Annotated in this window: 18 protein-coding genes and 3 pseudogenes; 9 read left to right on the top strand and 12 right to left on the bottom strand. The window is 72.2% G+C overall.

All coding sequences use genetic code 11. From position 1 onward, the window contains the following. The first annotated feature begins 260 nt into the window (after positions 1 to 260). Complete coding sequence (locus tag ADK60_RS09940) at positions 261 to 782, top strand: TerD family protein (protein ID WP_053644938.1); 522 nt, start codon at positions 261 to 263, stop codon at positions 780 to 782. A gap of 527 nt (positions 783 to 1,309) precedes the next feature. Next, positions 1,310 to 1,519 (top strand): hypothetical protein, encoded by a 210-nt coding sequence (locus ADK60_RS09935; RefSeq protein ID WP_053644936.1) that lies wholly within the window; start codon positions 1,310 to 1,312, stop codon positions 1,517 to 1,519. A gap of 19 nt (positions 1,520 to 1,538) precedes the next feature. Here ADK60_RS09935 and ADK60_RS09930 read toward each other — a convergent pair whose 3' ends face one another. The 4 genes from ADK60_RS09930 to ADK60_RS09910 form a co-directional block, all read right to left on the bottom strand. Continuing rightward, entirely contained in the window at positions 1,539 to 1,862 is a 324-nt protein-coding gene (locus ADK60_RS09930; protein ID WP_053644934.1) for a hypothetical protein, read from the bottom strand. Positions 1,863 to 1,965: 103 nt separating this feature from the next. Then, positions 1,966 to 2,334 (bottom strand): hypothetical protein, encoded by a 369-nt coding sequence (locus tag ADK60_RS44660; RefSeq protein ID WP_159400373.1) that lies wholly within the window; start codon positions 2,332 to 2,334, stop codon positions 1,966 to 1,968. A gap of 305 nt (positions 2,335 to 2,639) precedes the next feature. Continuing rightward, a complete protein-coding gene (locus tag ADK60_RS09915) occupies positions 2,640 to 3,089 on the bottom strand; it encodes a DUF3237 domain-containing protein (RefSeq protein WP_053644928.1) in 450 nt (149 codons plus the stop codon). Then, positions 3,086 to 4,252: a flavin-dependent oxidoreductase gene (locus ADK60_RS09910; protein ID WP_053644926.1), complete on the bottom strand. Its 1,167-nt coding sequence runs from the start codon at positions 4,250 to 4,252 to the stop codon at positions 3,086 to 3,088. Before ADK60_RS09910 ends, ADK60_RS09915 begins: the two co-directional genes overlap by 4 nt. Positions 4,253 to 4,325: 73 nt before the next feature. On the opposite strand from ADK60_RS09910, the gene ADK60_RS09905 reads away from it, so the two are divergent. After that, on the top strand, positions 4,326 to 4,829 hold the full coding sequence (locus ADK60_RS09905; RefSeq protein ID WP_234371013.1) for a MarR family winged helix-turn-helix transcriptional regulator: 504 nt from the start codon (positions 4,326 to 4,328) through the stop codon (positions 4,827 to 4,829). 500 nt (positions 4,830 to 5,329) lie between these two features. On the opposite strand, the gene ADK60_RS09900 is transcribed toward ADK60_RS09905, so the two are convergent. Then, positions 5,330 to 8,524, bottom strand: coding sequence for a fibronectin type III domain-containing protein (locus tag ADK60_RS09900; RefSeq protein WP_159400372.1), 3,195 nt, complete (start codon positions 8,522 to 8,524; stop codon positions 5,330 to 5,332). Positions 8,525 to 9,511: 987 nt separating this feature from the next. Here ADK60_RS09900 and ADK60_RS09895 point away from each other — a divergent pair. The 3 genes from ADK60_RS09895 to ADK60_RS48045 all read left to right on the top strand — a co-directional run bounded on the left by ADK60_RS09895 (position 9,512) and on the right by ADK60_RS48045 (position 13,937). Continuing rightward, entirely contained in the window at positions 9,512 to 9,994 is a 483-nt protein-coding gene (locus tag ADK60_RS09895; protein ID WP_045942390.1) for a hypothetical protein, read from the top strand. Beyond that, complete coding sequence (locus tag ADK60_RS09890; RefSeq protein ID WP_053644920.1) at positions 9,991 to 13,269, top strand: tetratricopeptide repeat protein; 3,279 nt, start codon at positions 9,991 to 9,993, stop codon at positions 13,267 to 13,269. Before ADK60_RS09895 ends, ADK60_RS09890 begins: the two co-directional genes overlap by 4 nt. 92 nt (positions 13,270 to 13,361) lie before the next feature. Next, positions 13,362 to 13,937 carry a universal stress protein gene (locus ADK60_RS48045; protein WP_353651734.1) on the top strand — a complete coding sequence of 192 codons (576 nt, stop codon included), beginning with the start codon at positions 13,362 to 13,364 and terminating at the stop codon, positions 13,935 to 13,937. 187 nt (positions 13,938 to 14,124) lie between these two features. Here the strand turns inward: ADK60_RS48045 and ADK60_RS41665 are convergent. Then, positions 14,125 to 14,583: pseudogene (locus ADK60_RS41665) on the bottom strand (acetate--CoA ligase family protein); the annotation flags it as partial. Between the two features lie 18 nt (positions 14,584 to 14,601). Here ADK60_RS41665 and ADK60_RS09880 point away from each other — a divergent pair. Beyond that, positions 14,602 to 15,015 (top strand): annotated as a pseudogene (locus ADK60_RS09880) (LutC/YkgG family protein); the annotation flags it as partial. Between the two features lie 135 nt (positions 15,016 to 15,150). Here ADK60_RS09880 and ADK60_RS09875 read toward each other — a convergent pair. Beyond that, positions 15,151 to 15,888: an SDR family oxidoreductase gene (locus tag ADK60_RS09875; RefSeq protein ID WP_045942385.1), complete on the bottom strand. Its 738-nt coding sequence runs from the start codon at positions 15,886 to 15,888 to the stop codon at positions 15,151 to 15,153. Positions 15,889 to 15,996: 108 nt separating this feature from the next. Between ADK60_RS09875 and ADK60_RS09870 the strand changes: the two genes are divergently transcribed. Next, positions 15,997 to 16,479, top strand: a complete 483-nt coding sequence (locus ADK60_RS09870) for an RrF2 family transcriptional regulator (RefSeq protein ID WP_053644918.1) — start codon at positions 15,997 to 15,999, stop codon at positions 16,477 to 16,479. A 476-nt stretch (positions 16,480 to 16,955) separates the two neighbouring features. Here ADK60_RS09870 and ADK60_RS09865 read toward each other — a convergent pair whose 3' ends face one another. Both ADK60_RS09865 and ADK60_RS09855 read right to left on the bottom strand, forming a co-directional pair. Then, positions 16,956 to 17,138 (bottom strand): hypothetical protein, encoded by a 183-nt coding sequence (locus tag ADK60_RS09865; RefSeq protein ID WP_045942383.1) that lies wholly within the window; start codon positions 17,136 to 17,138, stop codon positions 16,956 to 16,958. Positions 17,139 to 18,462: 1,324 nt separating this feature from the next. Further along, positions 18,463 to 18,660, bottom strand: a complete 198-nt coding sequence (locus tag ADK60_RS09855) for a hypothetical protein (protein WP_053644914.1) — start codon at positions 18,658 to 18,660, stop codon at positions 18,463 to 18,465. A 326-nt stretch (positions 18,661 to 18,986) separates the two neighbouring features. On the opposite strand from ADK60_RS09855, the gene ADK60_RS09850 reads away from it, so the two are divergent. Next, on the top strand, positions 18,987 to 19,751 hold the full coding sequence (locus tag ADK60_RS09850) for an IS5/IS1182 family transposase (protein ID WP_053644912.1): 765 nt from the start codon (positions 18,987 to 18,989) through the stop codon (positions 19,749 to 19,751). A gap of 56 nt (positions 19,752 to 19,807) precedes the next feature. Here ADK60_RS09850 and ADK60_RS48040 read toward each other — a convergent pair whose 3' ends face one another. The 3 genes and pseudogenes from ADK60_RS48040 to ADK60_RS48035 form a co-directional block, all read right to left on the bottom strand. After that, positions 19,808 to 20,239, bottom strand: coding sequence for a DUF5958 family protein (locus ADK60_RS48040; RefSeq protein ID WP_053644910.1), 432 nt, complete (start codon positions 20,237 to 20,239; stop codon positions 19,808 to 19,810). Beyond that, on the bottom strand, positions 20,239 to 20,901 hold the full coding sequence (locus tag ADK60_RS09840; protein WP_199839629.1) for a hypothetical protein: 663 nt from the start codon (positions 20,899 to 20,901) through the stop codon (positions 20,239 to 20,241). Before ADK60_RS09840 ends, ADK60_RS48040 begins: the two co-directional genes overlap by 1 nt. Positions 20,902 to 21,240: 339 nt before the next feature. Further along, a pseudogene (locus tag ADK60_RS48035) lies at positions 21,241 to 21,322 on the bottom strand (transposase); the annotation flags it as partial.

Below are 21,322 nucleotides of genomic sequence, written 5' to 3'. Positions count from 1 at the left end.
CTCGTCACCGGTCAAGGTCAACTCGGCCATCGGCCGACCCATGCGCGCCATGGAAACAGGCTACAGATATGAAGCGGATTTCAGGCGCAGGACACTAGACCGCTCACTGGCCAACTGAAGCGCTCAGTCACAGCAGCGTCTTCCCGGCAGACAGACCTGATTTCAGGTCAATAATATGTTAGTGCCCTATCGTTGACCGGCAACGAGTCGGTCCGCGATGGCATCATTTCGGGTCGGTACGACGACGGAGGGAGAGTCCAGTGAGCAGTCTCAACAAGGGTCTGGAACGGATCGAGGTAGACCTGTCGTGGGATCCGAGTCCCGCAGGTTCGGCGGGTCACGATCTGGATCTCGTCGCCGCGACGTACGCCACGGACGCCCCGTCCGGCGCCCCGGCCTACCTGGTCCACTTCGACAGCCGCGCTCCCGACGGCACGATCACACTCACCAGGGACAGCCGCGACGGCAAGGGCCTCGGCGTCGACGAGCGCCTGGTCCTGGAACTCGACCGCCTGGCGCACCGCTACCCCCGGGTGGTCGTGGGCGTCGCCATCCAGCAGAACGCCGACCGGCTGACGTTCGGGGACATAGCGAACCCCGTGGCCAGGATCCGGAACGGGCGCGCCGAGTTGGCGGCAGTGGACTTCGCCGGCGTCGACGGGGCAACGGCCGCGAGGGTCGCGGAGTTCGTCCGGAACAGCTCGGGGGTCTGGGCGTTTCGGCCCGGCGCCCACGGTTTCGACGCCGATCCGGCGACTTTCGCGAGGATCATGGGCACCTGACAGGGCTTCACTAGGTGGCCCGTATCCGAACGACAGCCGGGGTGCCCGTGACGCCCCTGACTCCGCCCCCCGGCAAGAGACCACGGGCGACCGGGCCGGCCGGTCAGGCGCTCACGCCTCCCCGCGCCGTGCTTTCCAGCGGTCCGGCAACCCCTCCAGTTCCGTGATCTCGAAAATCGAAGAACCCGGTGCTCCGGCGAGTCGCCCACCGACACACTCTCCGCCCCGAGGGTGGCCTCGCCCTCCTCGAGCACCCGGACCGGCGCACCATGACCTCGTCCCGCCGGGTCGGCGACTCGAACCGGACGTCGTCGAGAACCCGGAGGCGGCCGCGACGGGACCCGGGCTCGCACCCCTTGGAGACCAGCATTCACTTCGTACACAAGTGTCCGTTATCGCGCATGGGCGGTCATTGGCGCTCATCGCGCGTGATCCCAAAGTGGTCCCCAAGCGGCCCCCAGGGCCCCGGTCACGGCGAGTGATCACCAATCTGGCGGGCATTCAACCAGCGCGGCGCGGCCGGCATCATGATCGCTGAAGTCATCCCCGTCGCCGTCGTCTCCAAGACGATGCACCACTCCACCCTTGCCATCACCATCAGCCTCTACGGCCACCTCCTCGAAGACTCCGCCGACGAAGCCGTCACAGCGCTCTGCGCCGCCCTCGACCAGGCGGATTCCGAGGCGGTCCGTCGAGCCGACGCTGCGGGCGGCGGAGGCTTCCGACAGGCAGCGTGACTGAACCGGGCCCCTTGCGTCAGGCGCTCGTGCCGGGCTGCTGGTCGGCAGTCTCCGAGCCGCCGGGGGCAGGGTCCTCGGCCTCCTCTTCCGCGACGTCCGACTCGAGGAGGTCGAGAAGGTCCTGTACTGCCCAGTCCGGAAGGGTGAGCGCGGCGGGGACCGGCAGCAGGGCGTCGCGCCGGAGGGATTCCTCCTCCGCGACGGCCTCGGTGAGCCACGCGAACGTGTCGTCGGCCAGCAGATCGGGATGGGAGGCGGCGGTGTCCGCGAGCATCTCGGCGTCGGGGAAGGCGGCCCGGCGCGCCGGGCCGCGGTCTCGTACCAGCCGGATCCCCACCATTCGCCGACTGACTCGGTGCGGAAGCCGTGCAGGCCGAGCAGCCGCAGCACGGTGTCCGGTCCGAGGGTGTCGTCAGCCCACTGCCAGAGGTCCCGCTTCACGGTCACTCCCCCGCGGTGAGCCAGCGCAGGCGCCCGTCCTTGGGAGAGGTTCGGCAGGTGAGGGCCAGACCCTTCGAGGAGGTGGCGGTGGCGCCGGCCTCGCGGCACTTGCGGTGGGGTTCGTTGCAACTCCCCTTCTTCTTGCCCGGTATCTCGGCGCAGTTCTCGGTGTCGTGAGCTTCCTTGCCCTCGGGGGAGAGGTTGCCGTAGTTGCTCCCGTCGTGCCGCCCCGGGGAATCGACGTCCGGGTCCGCAATCCCGGTGGGCGTCCAGGTCCCGCGGCTCCTGGTGGGTGATGCGGCGGCACCGGCCAGGGGCGCGGTCGGCGACGCCGTCCGAGACGGGGTCGACGGGTTGGAGGCCGTCGGCACGGGCGACACCGACTGGCCGGCGGACGAGGTGGGTGCGGATGATGAGGTCGACGCGGAGGACGGAGGCGGCGCGGCCGCAGGCGACGTACCAGCACCACATGCCGCGGCCATGCAGAGGATCACACCCGTGGCGGCTAGGGCGCGTATCTGGTTGTGATCAATCTGCGGGTTTCGCCCTCGGGGCATCGCCACCCGGTTCGACAAGAAGCCCGAGAGCCACCTCGCCGGCCTCCACCTCCGCGCCTCGATGATCTGGATCAAGGACCTCACCAAGACCACTCCTTGATCACGACCAAATACGCTCCCTAGTCGAGGGTGTACGCCTCGTAGCGGACGGCGTCGGGCGTGCGGGCGGCCGAGGCGACGGCGAGGGTGTGGTTGAGCCACTGGTAGCGCTTGTCGCCGGTCTCGAAGCGGCAGAAGAGGCGGAAGTAGTACTCGGCCGGGTCCACCGCCTCGCAGGCGGCCAATCTGCGCAGTACGTCGGGCGGACCGTGGCGGATGCCGTTGGTACTCAGGCAGAGGTGCGCTCCGTCGTGCGTGCGCAGTGTGGAGCGGGTGTCGATGGTGACCGTGCCGTCGGGGTGCAGGACCTGCCAGTCCGCGCCGCCGGGAAGGATCTTCCCGCGGAGGTGCGGGCCGTTGAAGTTCCCGCCGATGATGTTGATCACCCGGCGGCGGCCCAGGTGCGAGTCGCCGAGGTCGAGTACCGGGTCCAGGTTCACCTCGAACGAGGCGAGGTGCTTCAGTTTCATCCCACGCTCCACGAGGCGCGCTCGTTCAGGAGGCCGGGGTCGAAGCCGGCGGTGCGCTTGTACGAGGCCGAGATCTCGGCGCGCTCGGTGAGCGGGACGACCGCCTCGATGTCGTCGAAGCCGCCGGGGGCCCGCTCGTGGGCGAGCTTCATGACGACCTCGGGTCCTTGGCGTCGGTTGGCGAGCTGAAGTGCGGTCGTGGCGGGTCTGCGGATCTCCTCGTAGGCGGCGGCGGAGCCGGTCGTGGCGAGTGAGTGGGCCAGCACCCGGGCGTCGATGATCGCCTGGGACGCCCCGTTGGAGCCGATGGGGTACATGGCGTGCGCGGCGTCGCCCAGCAGGACGACATCGTCCCTGGTCCAGTGCGGCAGGGGTTCGCGGTCCACCATCGGGTACTCGAATGCGGCCTCGGCTCCCCTGATGACGGCCGGCACGTCGAGCCAGTCGAACCGCCAGTCGGCGAAGTGGGCCGTGACCGTGGCCAGGTCGGCGGGGCGGTTCCAGTTGCCGCGCTCGGGTGGCTCGCCGTCCAGGGGGCGCTCGGCTATCCAGTTGATCAGGCGGCCGTCCCCGATCGGGTAGGCGACGAACTTCTGTGTGCCGTCTCCGGCCATGATCATGGATCGGCCGCTCAGGAAGGGCTCCGCGCAGGTCGTTCCCCGCCACAGGACGAGCCCGTTCCAGGGTGGTGCCCCTTCGTCGGGGAAGAGCGCGGCGCGGACGGCCGAGTGGATCCCGTCGGCGCCGACGAGCAGGTCGGAGTCGTGGCGCAGGCCGGCCATCCGGCTCCCGGTCCGGACTGCGTGCGCACCGAGGCGCTCGCGGACGGCGTCCAGCAGGAGCATCTGGAGCCGGCCCCGGTGCACCGAGTACTGCGGCCACCGGTACCCGGCGGCGAGCCCGCGCGGTTCGGACCAGATCGCCTGCCCGTAGCGGTTGAAGTAGGCCAGTTCGGCGGTGGGGACAGCGATCGTGGCCAGCCGGTCGGCCAGCCCGAGCTCGGTGAGCTCGCGCACCGCGTGCGGGAGGAGGTTGATCCCCACGCCGAGCGGGCGGATCTCCTCGGCCGCCTCGTGGATGACGACCTGGTCGAATCCGGCCGCGTGCAGGCTGAGTGCGGTGGCGAGCCCGCCGATGCCGGCTCCTGCGACGGTGATCTTCAAGGGACCCTCCCTACGGGGATTGTTATGGCCGTAACAATCTCCTACCGGGCCGCCATGCGCAAGACTCTGTCCCGTGGACCGACCAGATCTCAGATACGCCGCCTACGCCCGCGACCGACTCGCCGGCATGCCGTCACCCGCCGACCCGGAGGCCTTCGCGCTCGCCTACCATCTGCTGCACCTGTCCTACCTGGTCGTCGCCGACCTGGAGAGCCACATCCACCGCCCGCGCGGCTGGACGCTCCCCGGCTTCCGGCTGATGTTCAAGCTCTGGCTGCTGGGCCCCACCCAGCCCGCCAGGCTCGCCGAGATCTCGGCGATGTCCCGATCGGCAGTCACCAACGCCGTCAACACCCTCGAACGGGACGGCCTGGTCGAACGCCGGCCACTCCCCGACGACCGGCGCGCGATCGCCGTCGCCCTCACCGCGAAGGGCGAGACCGCCGTCCAGGAGACCTTCGCCGAACAGACCCGCCGCGAACAGCAGTGGTTCGCCGTCCTCGGTACCGAGGAACAGGCCACCCTCACCGACCTGCTCACCCGCGTCCTGGCCGCGCGCCCCGAGGACGCCGACTAGGTTCGGCAGTCGATCACGTGCGGAGCCGGACGACGAGAGCCGCACCGACACCTCGGAGGCGGTGATCCGCCGGTCGATGAGCGTGGCCACGAGCCGCCGCCTCGCCGACGAGCACGCCGAACATCCCGGGCCGCTCCTCGGCCGACCAGCCCCGCGCGGCCGGTCTTGAGCATGTCCTCGCCGACGGTTCCGACGTCCCTCGCGCACCGCCCGGCGCGCTCTGCCGCGACGCCAGGCAGGGCAGCGACTGCTGGTCCCGGGATCGTCATCCGGTCCAGGAGAAAGGGAAGCCCAGGGGACGGCGTACACGGCGCGGCCGGGTCCACCGGCGGTGTGGCTGTACGGACGGGAGACTCCACCGACGTCGGGTGGACCGCCCTGATGCTGCGCGAGCCGTTCGCGTTCCTGGACCCAATGCGGCGGATCCGCTTCCGGGTGTCCGCCGGGCCCCCGAATGGCCCGGGGTCGGCGGACACCCGGCTCCGGGCCGCTCGGGACCGTCAGGCGCAGGTGACCTTGCCGGCGGTGTCGGCGGTGCAGAGCAGGGTCATCGTGCCGTTGTTGGGATCGCTGGGGTAGGGGCTGGCCGACAGGCGGGTCATGGTCAGCGGGTAGGCGGTGCCCGGGACGAGCCGGCCGACGGTGAACGAGATCAGCGGGGTGACCGCCTGGTGGCCGGAGGCGATGTCGACCATGTCACAGGTGAGAAGCCGCTGCGCCTGGTCCACGGTGCAGGCGGACGGGTTGGTGCGGCTGGTGAACGTCTCGGGGTAGCTGAGCTGGTAGCGGACGTTCGTGGCGTCGCTCGTGCCCGCGTTCACCATGTGGGGCGTCACGTGGAGGGTGCCGCCGTTCGCGGTTCCCTCGGCCCGGGCCACGAAGGGCAGGGGGTTGGTGGACGGGGCGGGGTGCGACAAGGCGGAGGCGGGTCCTTGCCCGCGGTCGTTGACCGCGGTGACCTGCACCCTGGCGTGGTCCGCCTCGATCTGCGCGACGCGGTCGGCGGGAACGGCCAGTGACGTCGCGCTGCCGGGCGCGGTTCCCAGGACCGTTTCGGCACCGGCCGGGTCGCTGGGATCGTGCAGCACGGTCACCACGTACTCCTGGATGGCGCTGCCGCCGGCGGCGGGCGCGGTCCAGGTGACGGTCGAGCCGTCCGGGCTGATCGCGGGGTGCTTGGGGGCGCCCGGGAGGGTCGACCCGTGGTGGACTGCCGCCTGGGCGGTGGCCGGCGGGCAGGTGGGCGTGCCGGCGGTGGTGGCGGTGACCAGGTCGACGTAGTGGCTGGGGCGCGGGTGCGGCGGCGTGTAGAGGCCGCTGCGGTCGACGGTGCCCAGCGATCCGGGTGCCATGGACCAGGCGACCGCCTGGGCGGGGTCGCATCCGGCCGGCCAGTTCACGGTGTACTGGTGCGCCTGGGCCGCCGCGGTGAGGCTGTCGGACGACGGCGCGCTCCGCGCGCCCGGGGCGAGGGCCGCGGCGCTGGACAGGCTCGGTCCGGGGAAGGGCCCGGGGGCCTTGTACAGGTCGAAGGTCGTGTTGTACACGTCGCCGCCGGTGGAGAAGCTGGCGACCTTGATGTCGAGGACGAAGAACAGCGCGACCTTCAGCGGTGCTTTCACGGTCAGCCATGGATCGGCGGAGGTGTCCGCGGTCACCTCGATGGAGGGCGTGATCTCCAGCCTCGGGCCCACGAGGTTGTAGACGAGGATCTCGAGCGCCACGGGGAAGGCGAAGGTGACCTTGGCCGCCGCGTTCAGCGCGTAGTCGAACTTGGTGACGGGGTCCTTGGTCAGGTCGGTCTTGTGAACCGTCCCGGTGTTGTCACGGCTGATCCTGCCGCCCATCGTCCGCTCGTAGGAGGCGGAGAAGGAGAACTTGATCGATCCGTCGATCGAGGTCTCGGTGTACACCGTCAGCGAGGGACACAGCTGGATCATGTACACCGTCAGGCAGGTCGCCGGTTTGATGTTCAGCAGCGGATCGCGCTTCGTCTCGTGCTTGTAGGCGATGCCCAGTTCGCCTTCTACCGACGCCTTCGCGGTCGCTGTCGCGCTGAAGTCGAAGGTCCCGGTGTAACCGCGGGGGTCGAAGGCGTAGTAGTTGGGATCGCGCTCGAAACCGGCGGTGGCCGACCAGTCGGTGCTCAGGCTCAGTGCCGCGGTGAGCTTCGCGGTGACCGTCGTGTTGTCGCCCAGCCGCTCCTTCATCTTGGGATCGCTGGTGAGCTTCTCGGCCAGGTCGAGGGTGAAGGTCTTGTTCGCCACCGTGCCGGAGCCCTGGGCCTGGGACGCGACCGAGGCCTGGATGTCGGGGTTGAGCATCTTGATCCGCAAGCCGTCGGGACCGGAGGCCAGCCGACTGCCGGTGGCCGTGAAGTCCAGGGACAGGAAGGCCTGCTCCAGCGCGGCCTGGCTGGTGGTGAGGGTCACCACGCCGCCGACGGCGCTGATCCTCTCCACCGTGCGCAGCAGGCCGTCGTGGAGCAGCGGGTTGCTGCTCTGCCCGACGACGACGACGTTCTTCACCTTCAGGCCGGTCACCTGCGCGGGCGGGTCGGTGAACACCACGGTGGTGCCGGTGACCTTGGTGACGGCCGCGGTCGAGGCCGCGGACAGCATCACCGTTCCGGCCGCCAGCACCGGGGCGGGGGCGGCCTTGACCACGGCGCTGGTGGCGCCGCGCGCGCCGTCCTGCTGGACGGCGGTGACCGTGATCGCGTACTCGACGCCCGGGGCCAGCGAGGTCAGGGTCGCCTGCTTCGTGGCGGCCTGCACGGCCGCCGTGACGGGCGGTTGGCCGGGGGCGGCGGCGTCGACGGCGTAGTTCGTGATGGTGTTGCCGCCGTCGTCCAGCGGCGCGTCCCAGGTCACCTTCAGCGCGGTCGGATCGGGCTGGCTGCCGTCCGCGCCGACGGGCGGCGGCGCCGCGGTAACGTCCTGCGGGGCGCCGACGGTGTAGGCGGGCCTGGCACTGACCGTTCCGTTGGCGTCGGCACCGACGGTCTGGCTGTCGGAGACGCCGGCCGGCCCGGTCCCGGCCGCGTTGGTCGCGGTGACCGAGACGGAGTAGTACTTGCCGTTGACCAGCCCGGTGACGGCGGTGCTCTGCACATCGCCCGCCACGCTGGTGGTCACGCTCGCGCCCGGGCCGTTCGGGGTCGCGGTGACGGTGTAGCCGGTCACGGGCGAGCCGTTGGGGTGGGCGGGGTTCCAGGAGACGAGGAGCCCGCCGTCCCGGCCCAGGAGGGTGGCCAGAGTGGGGGCGAGCGGCGCCCTGGGCGTCTGCGGCCCGCCGACGAAGGCGGGCGACGCGCCGGAGACGACGCCGCCGGCGGTGGTCTCGGTCGCCTTGAACGCGTAGCTGACGTCGTTGGTCAGACCACCGATCTCGACCACCGGCGGGTTCGCCGGGTCCGGGTTCTGCACTGTGCCGGTGGCGACCGGCGCGCCGGTCGCGTTGCCGTCCGCGTCCAGCGCGTACGCGGACACGTCGACGCGGGCCACCGCTTCCTGGGCGGTGTCCCCGGGGGTGACGGTCACCTGCACCGTGCCGGTGGCGAACGGCTGTACGGAGTCGATCAGCGGCGCCTGCACCCCCTGGACCGCGACGCTCGCCCGCACGGGCGACGGAGCCGCCCCGGCCGCCCCGGCCGCCCCCGCGGACCCCGCAGCCAGCCCCAGCACGATCGCCACGGCCACCACCGAGCGACCGGATAAGCGCCCGGCCCTGCTCTTCCTGCTGCACCACATGCTCATACCTCTCCGCCCACGGCACACACGGGTCCGCGGGGCGGGGCCCCGACGGGGCCCCGCCGGATGTTACCGACCGGGAAGCGGAACCAAACCATCCCCAACGCGCTGCAATTGCACCGGACTTGGCGTCCAACGAGAATCCGGCGATCGGCGTACGAAAAGCCCGTCAGTTCGGATCGCGCAGAAGGTGACGATGCCGGGCGGAAGAAGCCGTTCGCCTTGAGATTCGCCCGACAGCCCTCCACGCCGCCGCCGTGTCGAACCCCGTGCTCACCGCTCGCCGCCCCGAGGCCGGCCCGGTCGAAGGCATCGCACACCACCGCCCCACCCCTCGGCGGCGTCCTGCGCAACGGCTGAACTCCTCTCCGAAACACTCGACTTCGCGCCCGGGCCCGGTCGGCCGCACCTGCGCCTGCGGCACCGGCGCCCCACAGCCGAAGGTCTGCGTCGACGGGGCAGGGCAGTGTCGGCACCGGTGACTGCCACCGGACGTCGCCGGGACGTCGCCCGGCTCCGACCGGATCGCTCCACGGCCCGGACATTCCGTGCCCGAACCTGAAGGCCGGGCGGTTCGGACCGCGGTGGCGGGGCGGCGGTCGGCGGCGACCCGATGGTCCATGACGGCCGGCGCCTTCATGTCCGAACCGGTGAGGACCGTCGAAGCCTCGGACAAAGCCCTCGCACTCGCCCGGCCCGGCCCCGTGGTGAAGCACGCCAGGAAGTGCGGCTGATCACAGCCGTACTCACCGAGCCGACCGAGCAGGACGTACTGGCTGCAGGAGCCGCCGACCGACGTCGACGGTCCGGCGGCACCGCTCTCCGGCGGAAGGTTCGCAGGATGCTGCACTCGACAACTTCCCCGATGGAATACTGATTTGAGGAAGCGAGGCCGCCGCTTCACCGTGGCGGCAACGGGAGGGGGAGACGATGCCCGACGTTCAGAGTGCGCTGGATGCGGAGTCGGTGGCACTGGTCGCGGCCAACTCGCTGGCCACCGCCATGGGAACCGGGATCTGGGAGATGATCCGGACGGGAATGGGGGCGATCTTCCAGCGTCGCGGGTACGACCAAGGTGCGATCGAAAGCCAACTGGACTTTGACGCGGGCCTGGTGACGGGCAATCAGGCAGACGCGATCCGTGGGGAGCTCGTCGGACCGTGGCGTCGGCGCCTGCAGGCGCTGGTGGACGCGGATCCGACGGTGGTGGCGGAGTTCGCGGCCCTGATCGCCCAGGTCGAGGCCCGGCTGCCGCGCGAGTCGGGGAACTGGGTCCAGAACATCAACGCGGAGGGCCACGCCGTGGTCAACACGGTGGTGGGCGGCAACCAGGTCAACAACTACATGGACTCGCGACACCGCGCCGACGGTTCTGCGGCCGACGACCCGGTCGAGGGCGAACTCCTCGGATGAGCGAGCGGTCTGCCGACGGGACGGTCTTCACCCAGAACGTCCTCGCGCGCACAGTCACGATCAACACCGTCCACGATGGCGACCAGTACAACTACATCTACCGCGGCAGCCCGCCCTACCGGGTGGAGCCCTACCCGCCGAACCCCGGGGGAACGCGGCCGGACGGCCTGGAGAAGCTCCCCAGCCGCCTGCTGACCGCACGCCACCGGGTCGTGCCCTTCTCCCCGCGCCCGGAGCTGGAGGCGCTGGAGCGCTGGCGGGACACCGACGCGCCCGGGCTGTCCCTGCAGCTGCTGTACGCCGAGGGAGGACAGGGCAAGACGCGGCTGGCGGCCGAACTCGCCGACCGCTCGGCCCGGGAAGGCTGGACCGTCGCCCAAGCCCGGCACCGCAGCGAGGTCGCCTCCGCGGGGGGTGGGGACGAGACGCTGGCGGTTCGGTCGCCCGGTCTGTTCATGGTCGTCGACTACGCGGAGCGCTGGCCGTCGGCGGACCTGATCACGCTGATCCGTCAGCACCGCGACGCGGCCCGCGACCGGTTGCGGATCCTCCTGCTCTCCCGCTCGGCGGGGGCGTGGTGGCAGGCCCTGGACCACCAGTTGGGCAAGCTCGACGTGATGGCCACCGACACGCTCCACCTGACCGCCCTCCCGGACGACCCCGCGACGCGCGCGGAGGCCTACACCTCGGCCCGGGACGCCTTCGGCGACGTTCTCGGCCTGGCCGATCCCGGGGCGGTGACCGTCCCGGAGGGGCTGGGCGTACCCCAGTACGGCCTGATGCTCACCACGCACATGAAGGCACTCGTCGACGTGGACGCGGCCGTACGGGGTGTCAGGCCTCCCTCCGGCCGGGGCCTGGCCGCGCTCTCCTCCTACCTCCTGGACCGGGAGCACGATCACTGGCGCTCGGCCCACGACGAGGGACGCGGTCCGGTTCCCACCGGTGAGGAGGTGATGCGCCGCGCGGTGTACGTCGCCACGCTGACCCCACCGCTGGCCGGTGCGGAGGCGTCCGCAGCGCTGGTGCGCACCGGGGCGGCCGAGCCGGCCGGGGCGGAGCAGGTGGTACTCGACCACGCGCGCTGCTACCCGCCCGGGACGACGGGCCGGCTCCTGGAGAGCCTCGCCCCCGACCGGCTGGCGGAGGACTTCCTGGCTCTGACGCTGCCCGGCTACGAGGAACGGCACCGGTACCACGCGACGGACGCGTGGGCGATCACGGCCCCGGCCATGTTGCTGCGGTACGCCGAGGGCACCGAGCCTCCCGCGTCCGCCAGGTACTCGCTCACCGTGCTGATCGAGACGGCCCGCCGCTGGCCGCACGTCGTCGACCGCCATCTGATCCCGCTGCTGGCGACATTGCCCGGCCTGGCGCCGGCGGCCGGAGGCGCAGCCCTGGTCCGGCTCTGCGACCTGGGCGGCCTGCCAGACGAGCTGCTGGAGATGATCGTGCGGCGGATGCCCCGGCACCGGCACGTCGACCTCGACCCCGGGGCCGCAGCGCTCACACGGCGCGTGGTCCGCCACCGGCTCGCCAAGGACGAGCTCTCCCCGGCGGAGGAGGCGGACCTGCTGAACGCGCTGGCCTCGCGGTACATCGACGCCGGTCTGCTCGACGCGGCGGAGGCGCCGGCCCGGGAGGTCGTCGAGCTGCGCCGGGGGCTCGTCACCGGCGACGGGTCCGCGCCACCCGCACCGGCGACCCTGACCGCCCTGGCCGACGGGCTGAACAGCCTTGCGTCCGTCCTCGTCACCGCAGGCCGGTTCGAGGAGGCGACGGCGCCCCTGCTGGAGGCGGTCGAGATCCATCGCCGACCGGCGGAGCAGGACGCCGTGGGCCTGGCCTACGCGCTGAACAACCTGGGCATCCAGCTGCTGCGCACGGGCCGCGCCACGGAGGCGGTACCGGTGTCGGCGGAGGCGGTCGGCCTGCTCCAGGACCTGCGGGACGGCGACCGCGCGGCCCACCTACCCGCGCTCGCGACGGCGCTGACCAATCTGGGCAGCGCCGTGGCCCTGACCGGGCACCTTTCGCACGGGGCCGACCTGGCGCAGGAGGCTCTTCGGATCCACCGCGAGCTGACCGGCGCCGACCGGGAGCAGTACCTGCCCGATCTGGCGATGTCGCTCCTGAACGGCGGCCAGTGGCTGATGGCGAGCGGTGACCCGGTGCGGGCCTTGACCTTCACCGACGAGGCCGTCCACCTCTACGACGAGCTCACCGAGGCCAATCCCACCGCTTACCGCGCCCACCTGGGCAGCGCCTGGGACAACCGCGGCAACGTCCTCGCCCGGCTGGGCCGTTCCGAGGAGGCGCTGAAGGCTACACGTAAGGGGCTGCAGATCCGGGAGCACCTGGCGGACACCGACCCGCACCGCGCGCCGGCCCTGGCGATGTCGCTGACCAACCTGAGCATCCGGCTGTCGCAGGCGCCCACGTCCGAGGACGGCCTCGCACCCGCGCAGGAGGCCGTCCACCAGTGGCGGCCCCTCGCGGCCGCCAACCCCGCCCACCTGCCGGACCTCGCGACCGCACTGTACGCCCTCGACCACTGGCTCACCCGGACCGGTCGGCACGCGGAGGCCCTGCGGGCGGTCGAGGACCGGATCGTGGTCCTGGGAGAGTCCGCGCGGGAGAACGAGTCGCAGCTGCCGGAGTTGGCCGCCGCTCTGCACACCGCCGGCGCCCGGCTCGCCCACGACGACCGGTCGCACCGGGCTGTCGACCACCTCGCCAAGGCGGTGTCCGTCCGTCGACGCCTGGTCGAGGGCGGGACGGCCGCCGAGGCGGCCGCGCTGCTGGAATCGTCGGACCTGCTGGGCGCCTGCCTGGTGGACATCGGCAGGGCGACGGAGGCCGCCCTGATGACCATCCGGTCCGTGGATGCCGTGAAGCGGAACTCCGCCTCCGATTCGGAGTCCTTCCGCCCGTACCTGCTGGACGGGCTTTTGCTGGTCGGCCTTCGGCTGGCGGCGGCCGGCCGGACCGAGGAGGCGATCGCGGCTCTGCGGGGTGTGCTCAAAATGCTCCGGGCCTCGGCCGACGACGACCCCGGGGCCTACGCGGAGCGGTACGCGTTCGGGCTTCGCCACCTCGCCGTGGTCCAGGCCGCGGCGGGCGTCGGCGCGGAGGAGGCGGTGCGGGCCGCCGACGAGGCCGTGGCCATCTGCCGGCGGCTCGCCGCGGACCTGACCGCGGGGACACCCTTTCCGGCGCTCTCGGACGCCCTCGACGCCCGGACCACCGTACTCAGGACACTCGGACGCGCCTGACCGGCAGGGGCCCGCCGCACCGCCCCGACCGCTGACGGACCGGCCGTCCGACCGGCCCGCCGACGTCGCCCACGCCCCGCTCACCCCGAACGATTCACCACCGACCCCGCCCGGGCGCACGTCTCCACGACGCAGGGCAGAACAGGCGCGGGACGGCACACCTGCTGCTGTCCACGCCGCTCGAAGGCGGTTCCCACAAGCACCTGCGTCCACCGGGCAGGCTGGGACGGGTTGCCCTCGGCCGCGCACAGCCAGAGCGTGCAACGCCCGGTACTCGGGTCCCTGAGCGATGTGAGCTCCCCGAGTCGGGCGGTGCCACCGTGGACGCCGTCATCGCCTGGCAGTACCCGGTCGGGTACGGCGTGCCCTCGCCCACGCTCCAGTCCGTCGACTTCGAGGAGAACGCGCGGCAGGCGCTGTCCCGGGTCGTCGGTGAGGTGTCGGCGCAGGCCCCGGAGGTCACGATCCGCCGGCACGTCGTCCAGTCCCATCCCGCCGCCGCACTCCTTCACGCGGCCGACGGCGCGCAGCTGCTCGTCGTGGGCCACCGCGGGCACGGTGGCTTCGCGGGCGCCCACCTCGGGTCGGTGAGCCAGCACTGCGTCCACCACGCACCCTGCCCCGTCGTCGTGGTGCGCGGCGAGCCCGGGTCCGGACCGGACGCGTGACCGACCGCGGTCCGTTCCCGCAGGGCCGGCCGGCACAGACAGGAGACGACGATGGAGCTGAACTACTGTCGGCACCTCTTCCAGGAACATACGCTGCGCAGCGTCACCGCGAACACCCGGGCCGCGGGCCTCGCGGTCATGACGGTGCCGGCCGTGACGGTGCCGGTGCCGGCGGCGGGGCACCGCCTCACCGCGTTCCCGTGTCCCCGGCCGCCGGGGGGCACCGCAGGCGGCGGAGGCAGGGGTCGTGAACGGGCCGGGGTTCGAGGCGGACACGGGCGTCGACGCACACGGCACCGTCGGGGCGGGCGATGACCGGGTTGAGGTCGGTCTCGACGAGTTCGGGAACATCGGTCGCGAGCCGGGAGAGCCGTGCGAGCACGGAGCGCACGGCGTCGAGATCGACCGCCGGCGTGGCACCTCGACCGGTGAGCAGCGGCGCCGAGCGCAGTTCGGTGACCATCCGCGAGAGGTCGCGCTCGGTGAGCGGGGCCAGCCGGACCGTCCGGTCGGCCAGTACCTCGGCCGCGGTGCCACCGGCGCCGAGGAGGACGAGGGGCCCGAAGACGCGGTCCTGGGCGACACCGGCCAGCAGTTCGACACCGGGAGCGGCCATCGGCTGCACCACCGCCCCCATCAGCTTCGGGCCGACGGAGCGGACGAAGTCCCGGTAGACCGCCCGGACCGCCGCCTCTCCGGCGAGACCGCTCCGGCCGCGCTCGCCGACCGACCGGTCACCGACGGCGCCGACCTCACGGCGGCGGACCTCGACCGGGTCGACAGCGCGCTCACCGGCTGCGCCCTGGCGATCGCCGAGACCGGCACCATCGTGCTGGACGCGGGGGCCGCCCAGGGCCGGCGCGTACTCACCCTCGTACCGGGCCACCACGTCTGCGCGGTACGCGCCGACCAGGTGGTCGCCTCGCTGCCGCGCGCACTGCCCCGGCTCGACCCCACCCGCCCGCGGACCTGGATCTCGGGTCCGTCCGCGACCAGGGACATCGAGCCCGACCGGGTGGAGGGCGTGCACGGCCCGCGCCGGCCGGACGTCGTCCTGGTGGAGGACCGGACCGGCTGACGGCGGGGCGGGCGCGTGGGAACGCCGGGCCGGAACGGGAGCGGTCCTCCCCGGTCCTCCCAGGCACCCCCGGGCGTCCGCCTCCGGCCCGCCGTTCCCCGGTCCGGCGGGCTCCGGGCTGGCGGTGGCCCTCGGTCAGCGGGCCGCCGCCAGCCAGTCCCGGTAGTGGGTGGGGGCCAGCCGGGCGCCGGGGCCCGGTGTGAGGACGTCGCCGGGGACGGCGGCGAACAGGCCCGCCCGGTCGTCGACCAGGACGGGGCGGCGGTCGCCGCGGGCGGCCAGGGTGAGGCGACCGATCTCGTCGAGCGTGAACCGGTCGGGGCCGGCGACGTCCAGGCTGCCGCCGAGCGGCGCCCCGGTGGCCACGTCGGCGAGCGCGGTGACGACGTCGGCGCTCGCGATCGGCTGGATCGGCGTCGCGGGCAGGCGCACGGCGTCCTCGTCCGAGGTCCAGGACATCGTCGGTTCCATGAACTCGAAGAACTGGGTGGCGCGCACGATCGACCAGGGCGTCGCGCCGCCGCGCAGCAGCTCCTCCTGGAGCGTCTTGGCGCGGTAGTAGGCGAGGTCGGGGACCAGGTCGACGCCGACGATCGAGAGCGCGACCTGGTGGCGCACTCCGGCCCGCTCGCCTGCGGCCAGCAGGTTGCCGACCGTGGTGCGGAAGAACGCGATCGACTGCTCGTCGAAGGTGGGCGAGTTGGTGACGTTGACGGCTGCCTCCGCACCGGCGAGCGCCCCGTCGAGACCGGATCCGGTCAGCAGGTCGACGCCGGAGGAGAGCGAGGCGGTCGTCACCTCGTGGCCCCGGGCGGTGAGCTCGGCGGCGAGCTGGGATCCGATCAGGCCGGTACCGATGACAGTGATCTTCATGAGAGTGCCTTCCTTCGCCGGCCGGGCGCGAACACCCGACCCAAACTCGGACAAGTTCTATCCGAGATACTACTCGGATATCCTTTGTCCGAGTCAAATGGAGGCGCAATGAAGCTGTCGGGTGGCGTCGAGTGGGCGCTGCACTGCTGCGTGGTGCTGACCGCGGCCGCGGAGCCGGTGCCGGCCGCCCGACTGGCCGCGCTGCACGACGTGTCGCCCAGCTACCTGGCCAAACAGCTCCAGGCCCTGTCCCGCGCGGGTCTGGTGCACTCGGTGCAGGGCAAGACCGGCGGCTACGTCCTCACCCGGGAACCCGCCGGGATATCCGTACTGGACGTGGTGCAGGCCGTCGACGGGGCGGACCCCGCCTTCGTCTGCACCGAGATCCGCCAACGCGGCCCGCTGGGAACCCCGCCCGAGAAGTGCACCGGGCCGTGCCCCATCGCCCGGGTGATGGGCGCCGCCGACGCGGCCTGGCGCGCCTCACTGGCCGCCGTCACGATCGCCGACCTCGCCGCGACCGTGGCCGCCGGCAGCGGACCCGAAGCACTGCCCACCGTCGGCGCCTGGCTGGCACGCGACCCCGACTGATCCGGACGACGGGCCGGTGACCGGGCCGGTCCGGGGTCGCCGGAACGTCGGGTCGTCGGCACGCCCGGCCACCGGTGTGCGGCCGTCACGGCGGCCGGCGGGGTGGGTGCGCGAGCTCGCGGCCCGGCAGCCGGAGGCCGGGCACCACGCGGTGCTGGAGCGGGCCGCCGACGCGCTCGAGCAGGCCGCGGGGCGGGAGGTCGTCCCGGGCGGCGACGGGCAGCTGGACGAGGAGCTGGCGTACGACCTCGGCGCCGGCGTCGACACCGGCGGCGTGCTCGCCGACGGACTGCCGCAGCTGTGGGCGGGCGAGCGGATCGCGCTGGTCGCGGTCTGCGCGCTAGCCGCGGCGATGCCCCGCACGGTGGCTCGGCGACCTCGGCCGCGAGCTGCCCGCCCTGGTCGCGACGATGGCCGCCGCCACCGGGGCCGGCCGGGCCGCCCGCTGCGGCGACAGGTGACACAGCCCCGCTCGGCTACGGCCGCGCCTCTTCGCCGTCCGGGCGCGGCGGGTGGAGCCAGCGGGCCGGGACGGTCATCGGGGTGGAGGTCATGAGCTCGACCGCGGTGCCGGTCAGGTCGGTCAGGTTGCCGGTCACCGCGTAGCCGACGCCGGGCGGCAGGCCGAGCTCCACGGCCCGGTCGTCGGTCAGCTCCACCCGGACCCGGGAGTGCGGGGCGACCAGGAACCCCGGCGACCATGTGCTCGCCGTCCGGCTCCGGGAGGTCGGTGACGGTCAGCTCGAACGTCGCCGGCGCGGATCCAGCACCGCCAGTGCAGCAGGACGCTGTCCGGGTCGGCGGTCCGGCGGGTACCGGTCGTACGGGAGCCGGGCCGGGACGCGCACCAGGTGGGTCTCCCCGACCCGCGCCCGCGCCGCCCGCACCCCGATCGCCTCCTGGCCCGCTCTTCCACCTGGACGCACTGCCGGCGTTCGCCGGGTTCGTCCGGCCGGTCACCCACGTGAGGCGCCGGACGTCGGCCGCCTCGGTCAGCCGCAGCGTGGTCGTGCGCAGCGACCTGATCGACCGGATCGCCCTGCCCCGCCAGCAGCAGCCACGCCGGCTGCCGGGGGCCGGGCCAGCGGGCCGGGCCGCCCCGACGCGGGGGCAGCCCCGGGTCGGGCTGAGCGCGGGTCGGTGGGTGGGGCGATGGGTTGCACCGGCGGCCGCGATGCGCTCGATGTCGAGCTGGTCGGCCCGGCCGGTCAGGGGGAGGGCGTAGAACGCCGCCCCTCCGCGGACGTGGTCCTGGTCGGCCGTCGGCATGAGGGCCCGAGGTGCGGGCAGGGTTCGTCGGAGGCGGGCTTGGGGGCGCCCGCCGCGTCGAGCGGGCGCCCTCGGTTCGGTTCCTGGCGTCGTCAGGAGGTGGGACCGGGGTCCGGTCGGTGGATCGCCTCGGGATTTCCGACGGTCAGGACCATGTCCTGGCCGTCCCGCCATGCTCTGAGTGAGTCCCCCGCCCTGCTTCCGACTTCGGCCGAGGCACCCGCACCCTCTATTCTCACCGCCATGGCCTTCTCGGAGCATCCGACGGCCACGAACGGGAACGGCGGAATTTGCGTGGACGCCTGGGTGTATTCTCCGGCGAGAACGTTGCCGGGAAATCCTTGGTGAGCATCCGAGTGGACGCTGCCGGAAGGACGCTGCGATCCGACAGAGCCGCGAGCCGTGGGCGTCTCCCCGGCGGGTCGGGCCGTCAGGAACGAGACCTCGCAGATGTCGTTCCTGACGGCGAGGACCACGTCGGCCCCCTCCACTTCCGCGATGCCCAGGATCTTGGCGGTGCCCTTGGCGGGAGGTGCGTCGACACTGCCCTGGAGGGGCTGGCCCGCCGGAACGGCGGCCAGCCCCTCCAGGGCCCATGAGGCGTCTTCTCGGGGGGATGCCGCCCCGTCACCGGTGCATGCCGTCGCCAGGACCGCGGCGGCCAGGAGAACCGCCGCGCCCGCGGACCGGAAAGGGCGCCTCATATGAATTCCTCTAATTCGAGCAGGAGTTGTAGCAGAAGCCTACCGGGTGCTGCGCGCTGCCGTCGCCGACCCAGTGGCCGGTGACGGCACGGCTGTAGATGTCGTAGTAGAAGAGGTCGTACAGCGGATATGCCTCCAGATGACCGGACTTGCCGTCCGGAACGGTGTACGACCCGGCCTCGGTGCGCGTGGCGGTGTCACGCCGCAAGCTCCACCTACTCGGAGCCCAGCACACCCAGCGCACCCTCGCCGCGGCTGGGGTGGCCCGATGAACGTCCTTCTCACCGCTGCACTGCAGAGTTCCTCGGCGGCCTGGGCGCCGCCCTCACCTTCGAGGCCGGCACCGCCACCTACTGAGCGCTGCGTGCCCGGCTCAAGCGGTAGTCGCCCCCCGGGCCCGGCGCGGTCGCGCGCCGGGCCCGGGTTGCCGCACCTCGGCCTCCGGGCCCGGCAGCGGGCCCAGAGGGAGAACCCTGCTCGTGCTGCCCGGCTAAAGCTTGTTCCGGAAGGTCCGGGACTGGGCATTTCTCCGGTATGGGTGGGGTGCTCCGGGCTGAGCCGGTCTGGGTGGAGACGTTCACAGGGCTGCGGATGCGGCAGTTCGAGGGCCTGGTGCGGGTGGTGCGTGAGCGCGGTGGCAACGGGCCGGGCGGCGGCAGGCCGTGGTGCCTGCCGCTGCCCGACCGGGTCCTGCTGGTCGCCGTGTACTACCGGACCAACCTCACGATGCGGCAGTTGGCTCCGCTGTTCGGGATCTCGACGGCCACGGTCTGCCGCGTCGTCCAGCGTCTCGGCCCGCTTCTGGCCCTTGATGCCGCTCCACGCCCGGCCCCGGGCGTGGAGCGGCTGTGGATCGTCGACGGCACCCTGATCCCCGTGCGCGACCGGAACATCGCCGCCTCCAGCCGCAACTACCGCTTCTCCGCGAACGTGCAGGTCGTCATCGACGCCGACACCCGCCTCGTGGTCGCCACCGCCCGCCCCGTACCGGGCAACAAGGCCGACGCCCACGCCTGGCGCGCCTCCGACCTGCCCGCCACCTGCTCCGGCACCACCGTCCTCGCCGACGGCGCCTACATCAACACCGGCCCGCCCCACCGCAGACGCGCCGGCCGCCCCCTCCTGCGCGCCCAGGCGGAGGACAACGCCGAACACCGACGCGTACGCGCCCGCGTCGAGCACACCTTCGCCCGCATGAAGAACTACAAGATCCTCCGCGACTGCCGACAGAAGGGCGACGGCCTGCACCACGCCGTGCAGGCCGTCGCCCACATGCACAACCTCGCCCAAACCTCGTGAACCAGCAGGTCAGAGCGCACACTGACCTGCCCACACCCACACTTCTGCAACAAGCTTTAGGACTTCTTGCCCGGGGCGGACAGGTTGTGCCATGCGTGTCTGCACATGTCCTTACAGTACGTCTGCCTGCGTCGGGTGTCGGCGACGGAAAAGACCGAGACGAGAACACGGAACGCGGTGAGGTGCTCCTCGGCGGGGAGGGCCGCGAAGCCGTAGCGAGGAGGATCCATGCAGATCATCACGCAAGCGTTGGCGGTGGGCTTCACACCGGAGCGAGCCACTCCCGCAGACCCGTCGGCAGCCGTGATGTGCGCCTGCATCGCACAGCCGGCCACTTCCCGCAGAACAGCCCTCCGTTCCACCTCGGAAAGGAGCGAGAACCAGGCAGCCCCGTCCTCCAATGTACGGAGTCCCTGGGCCACCTCGTTGACCACCCGCCCTGCGGAGTCCCTTGAGCCGTGCCAGTCCCCACCGCTGATCCCCGGCATCACCTCGTCCTCCCATCCCGCCGGCTGTCCTGTGGGTTTGGCTGCAGGGCTGGTGCGGGCAGGTCGAGAACTCGGGCGAGGGCGGCGATGACCGGCTCGGAGTGCTCGGGCATTTGCCGACGGACCCAGTCGGTCGCAAGCGTGAGGAAGGCGGTCAGGTCACGCTCGGCGCCGGCGAGCAGGTGGCGGAGCTCGGTCACGGGCAGCTCGATCACCGGACTGCCTGTCTGCTCGGCGTTGACGGTGAGCCGGACAGTGTCGCCGAAACGTTCTGCAGCCGGTGCCACGGGCTCGTGGCCGAACCCGAGCAGGCTGCCGGCATCGATGAACACATGCCAGTCGCGCCAGTCCTCCAGTCCGTCGCAGCAGCCGGGCAGGAAGGTGACCCCCGTGGAGTGGTCGGTGACTCGCAGGCCACCGGCCGCGTAGAGATGGTCGAAGGTCAGCAGCCCGTGCAGGAAGGACTCGAGCGGGTCGGTCAGCCGCGGCGGGCGGTCCCCGTCGGGCTCGATGTCGTTGCAGTCGACGATGCGCATCATCGCCGTTCCGACCTCGGCGGGTGAGAGTTCGCCGTTCAGGGGCAGGAAGGCGAACGGCTCGGTCCCGGCGACAGGCCAGAGGCCGAAGCCCTCGGGGGTGTTGAGCTCCAGGACAGGCTGCATCACGATCACCTGGCGCAGTGTTCCGCACTCTTGCCCGTATCGCCTCTCGATTACGCCGAGCCTCTCGCCTCCCCCGACACCCGAACCGGAGGAGAAACCGAGCACCCTCGGTCGTACTGGCATGAGCAGGCGCTCCAGCGGCAGGCCGTCGTTCTCCCCGCGCCCGCGGGGGTCAGCCGTCGACGTGACCGTCACGGCCACGCGGTGCAACGTCCTCCCCGCATGGGCGGGGGTCCGCCGATCTGGCTCAAGCACCACCGCGCGGTCGCCACGAGGCGACAGGCTCGCTGTCCGCTATCACCGACCGTGCTGGTCGCCGTGATTACTGACTTCGGCTTGTCAGGGTGAGGTTGGAGTGTCGAGGGTCAGGCCGGTGCCGGCTATGAAGCCGTCGAGGGTATCGGGCCGGTACTGCAGGCGT

Origin of the sequence: Streptomyces sp. XY431, assembly GCF_001279805.1 — a bacterium.
GTDB classification, from domain to species: domain Bacteria; phylum Actinomycetota; class Actinomycetes; order Streptomycetales; family Streptomycetaceae; genus Kitasatospora; species Kitasatospora purpeofusca.
Note: the sequence above shows the minus strand (reverse complement) of the source record. Positions and strands in the feature narration are given on the sequence as shown.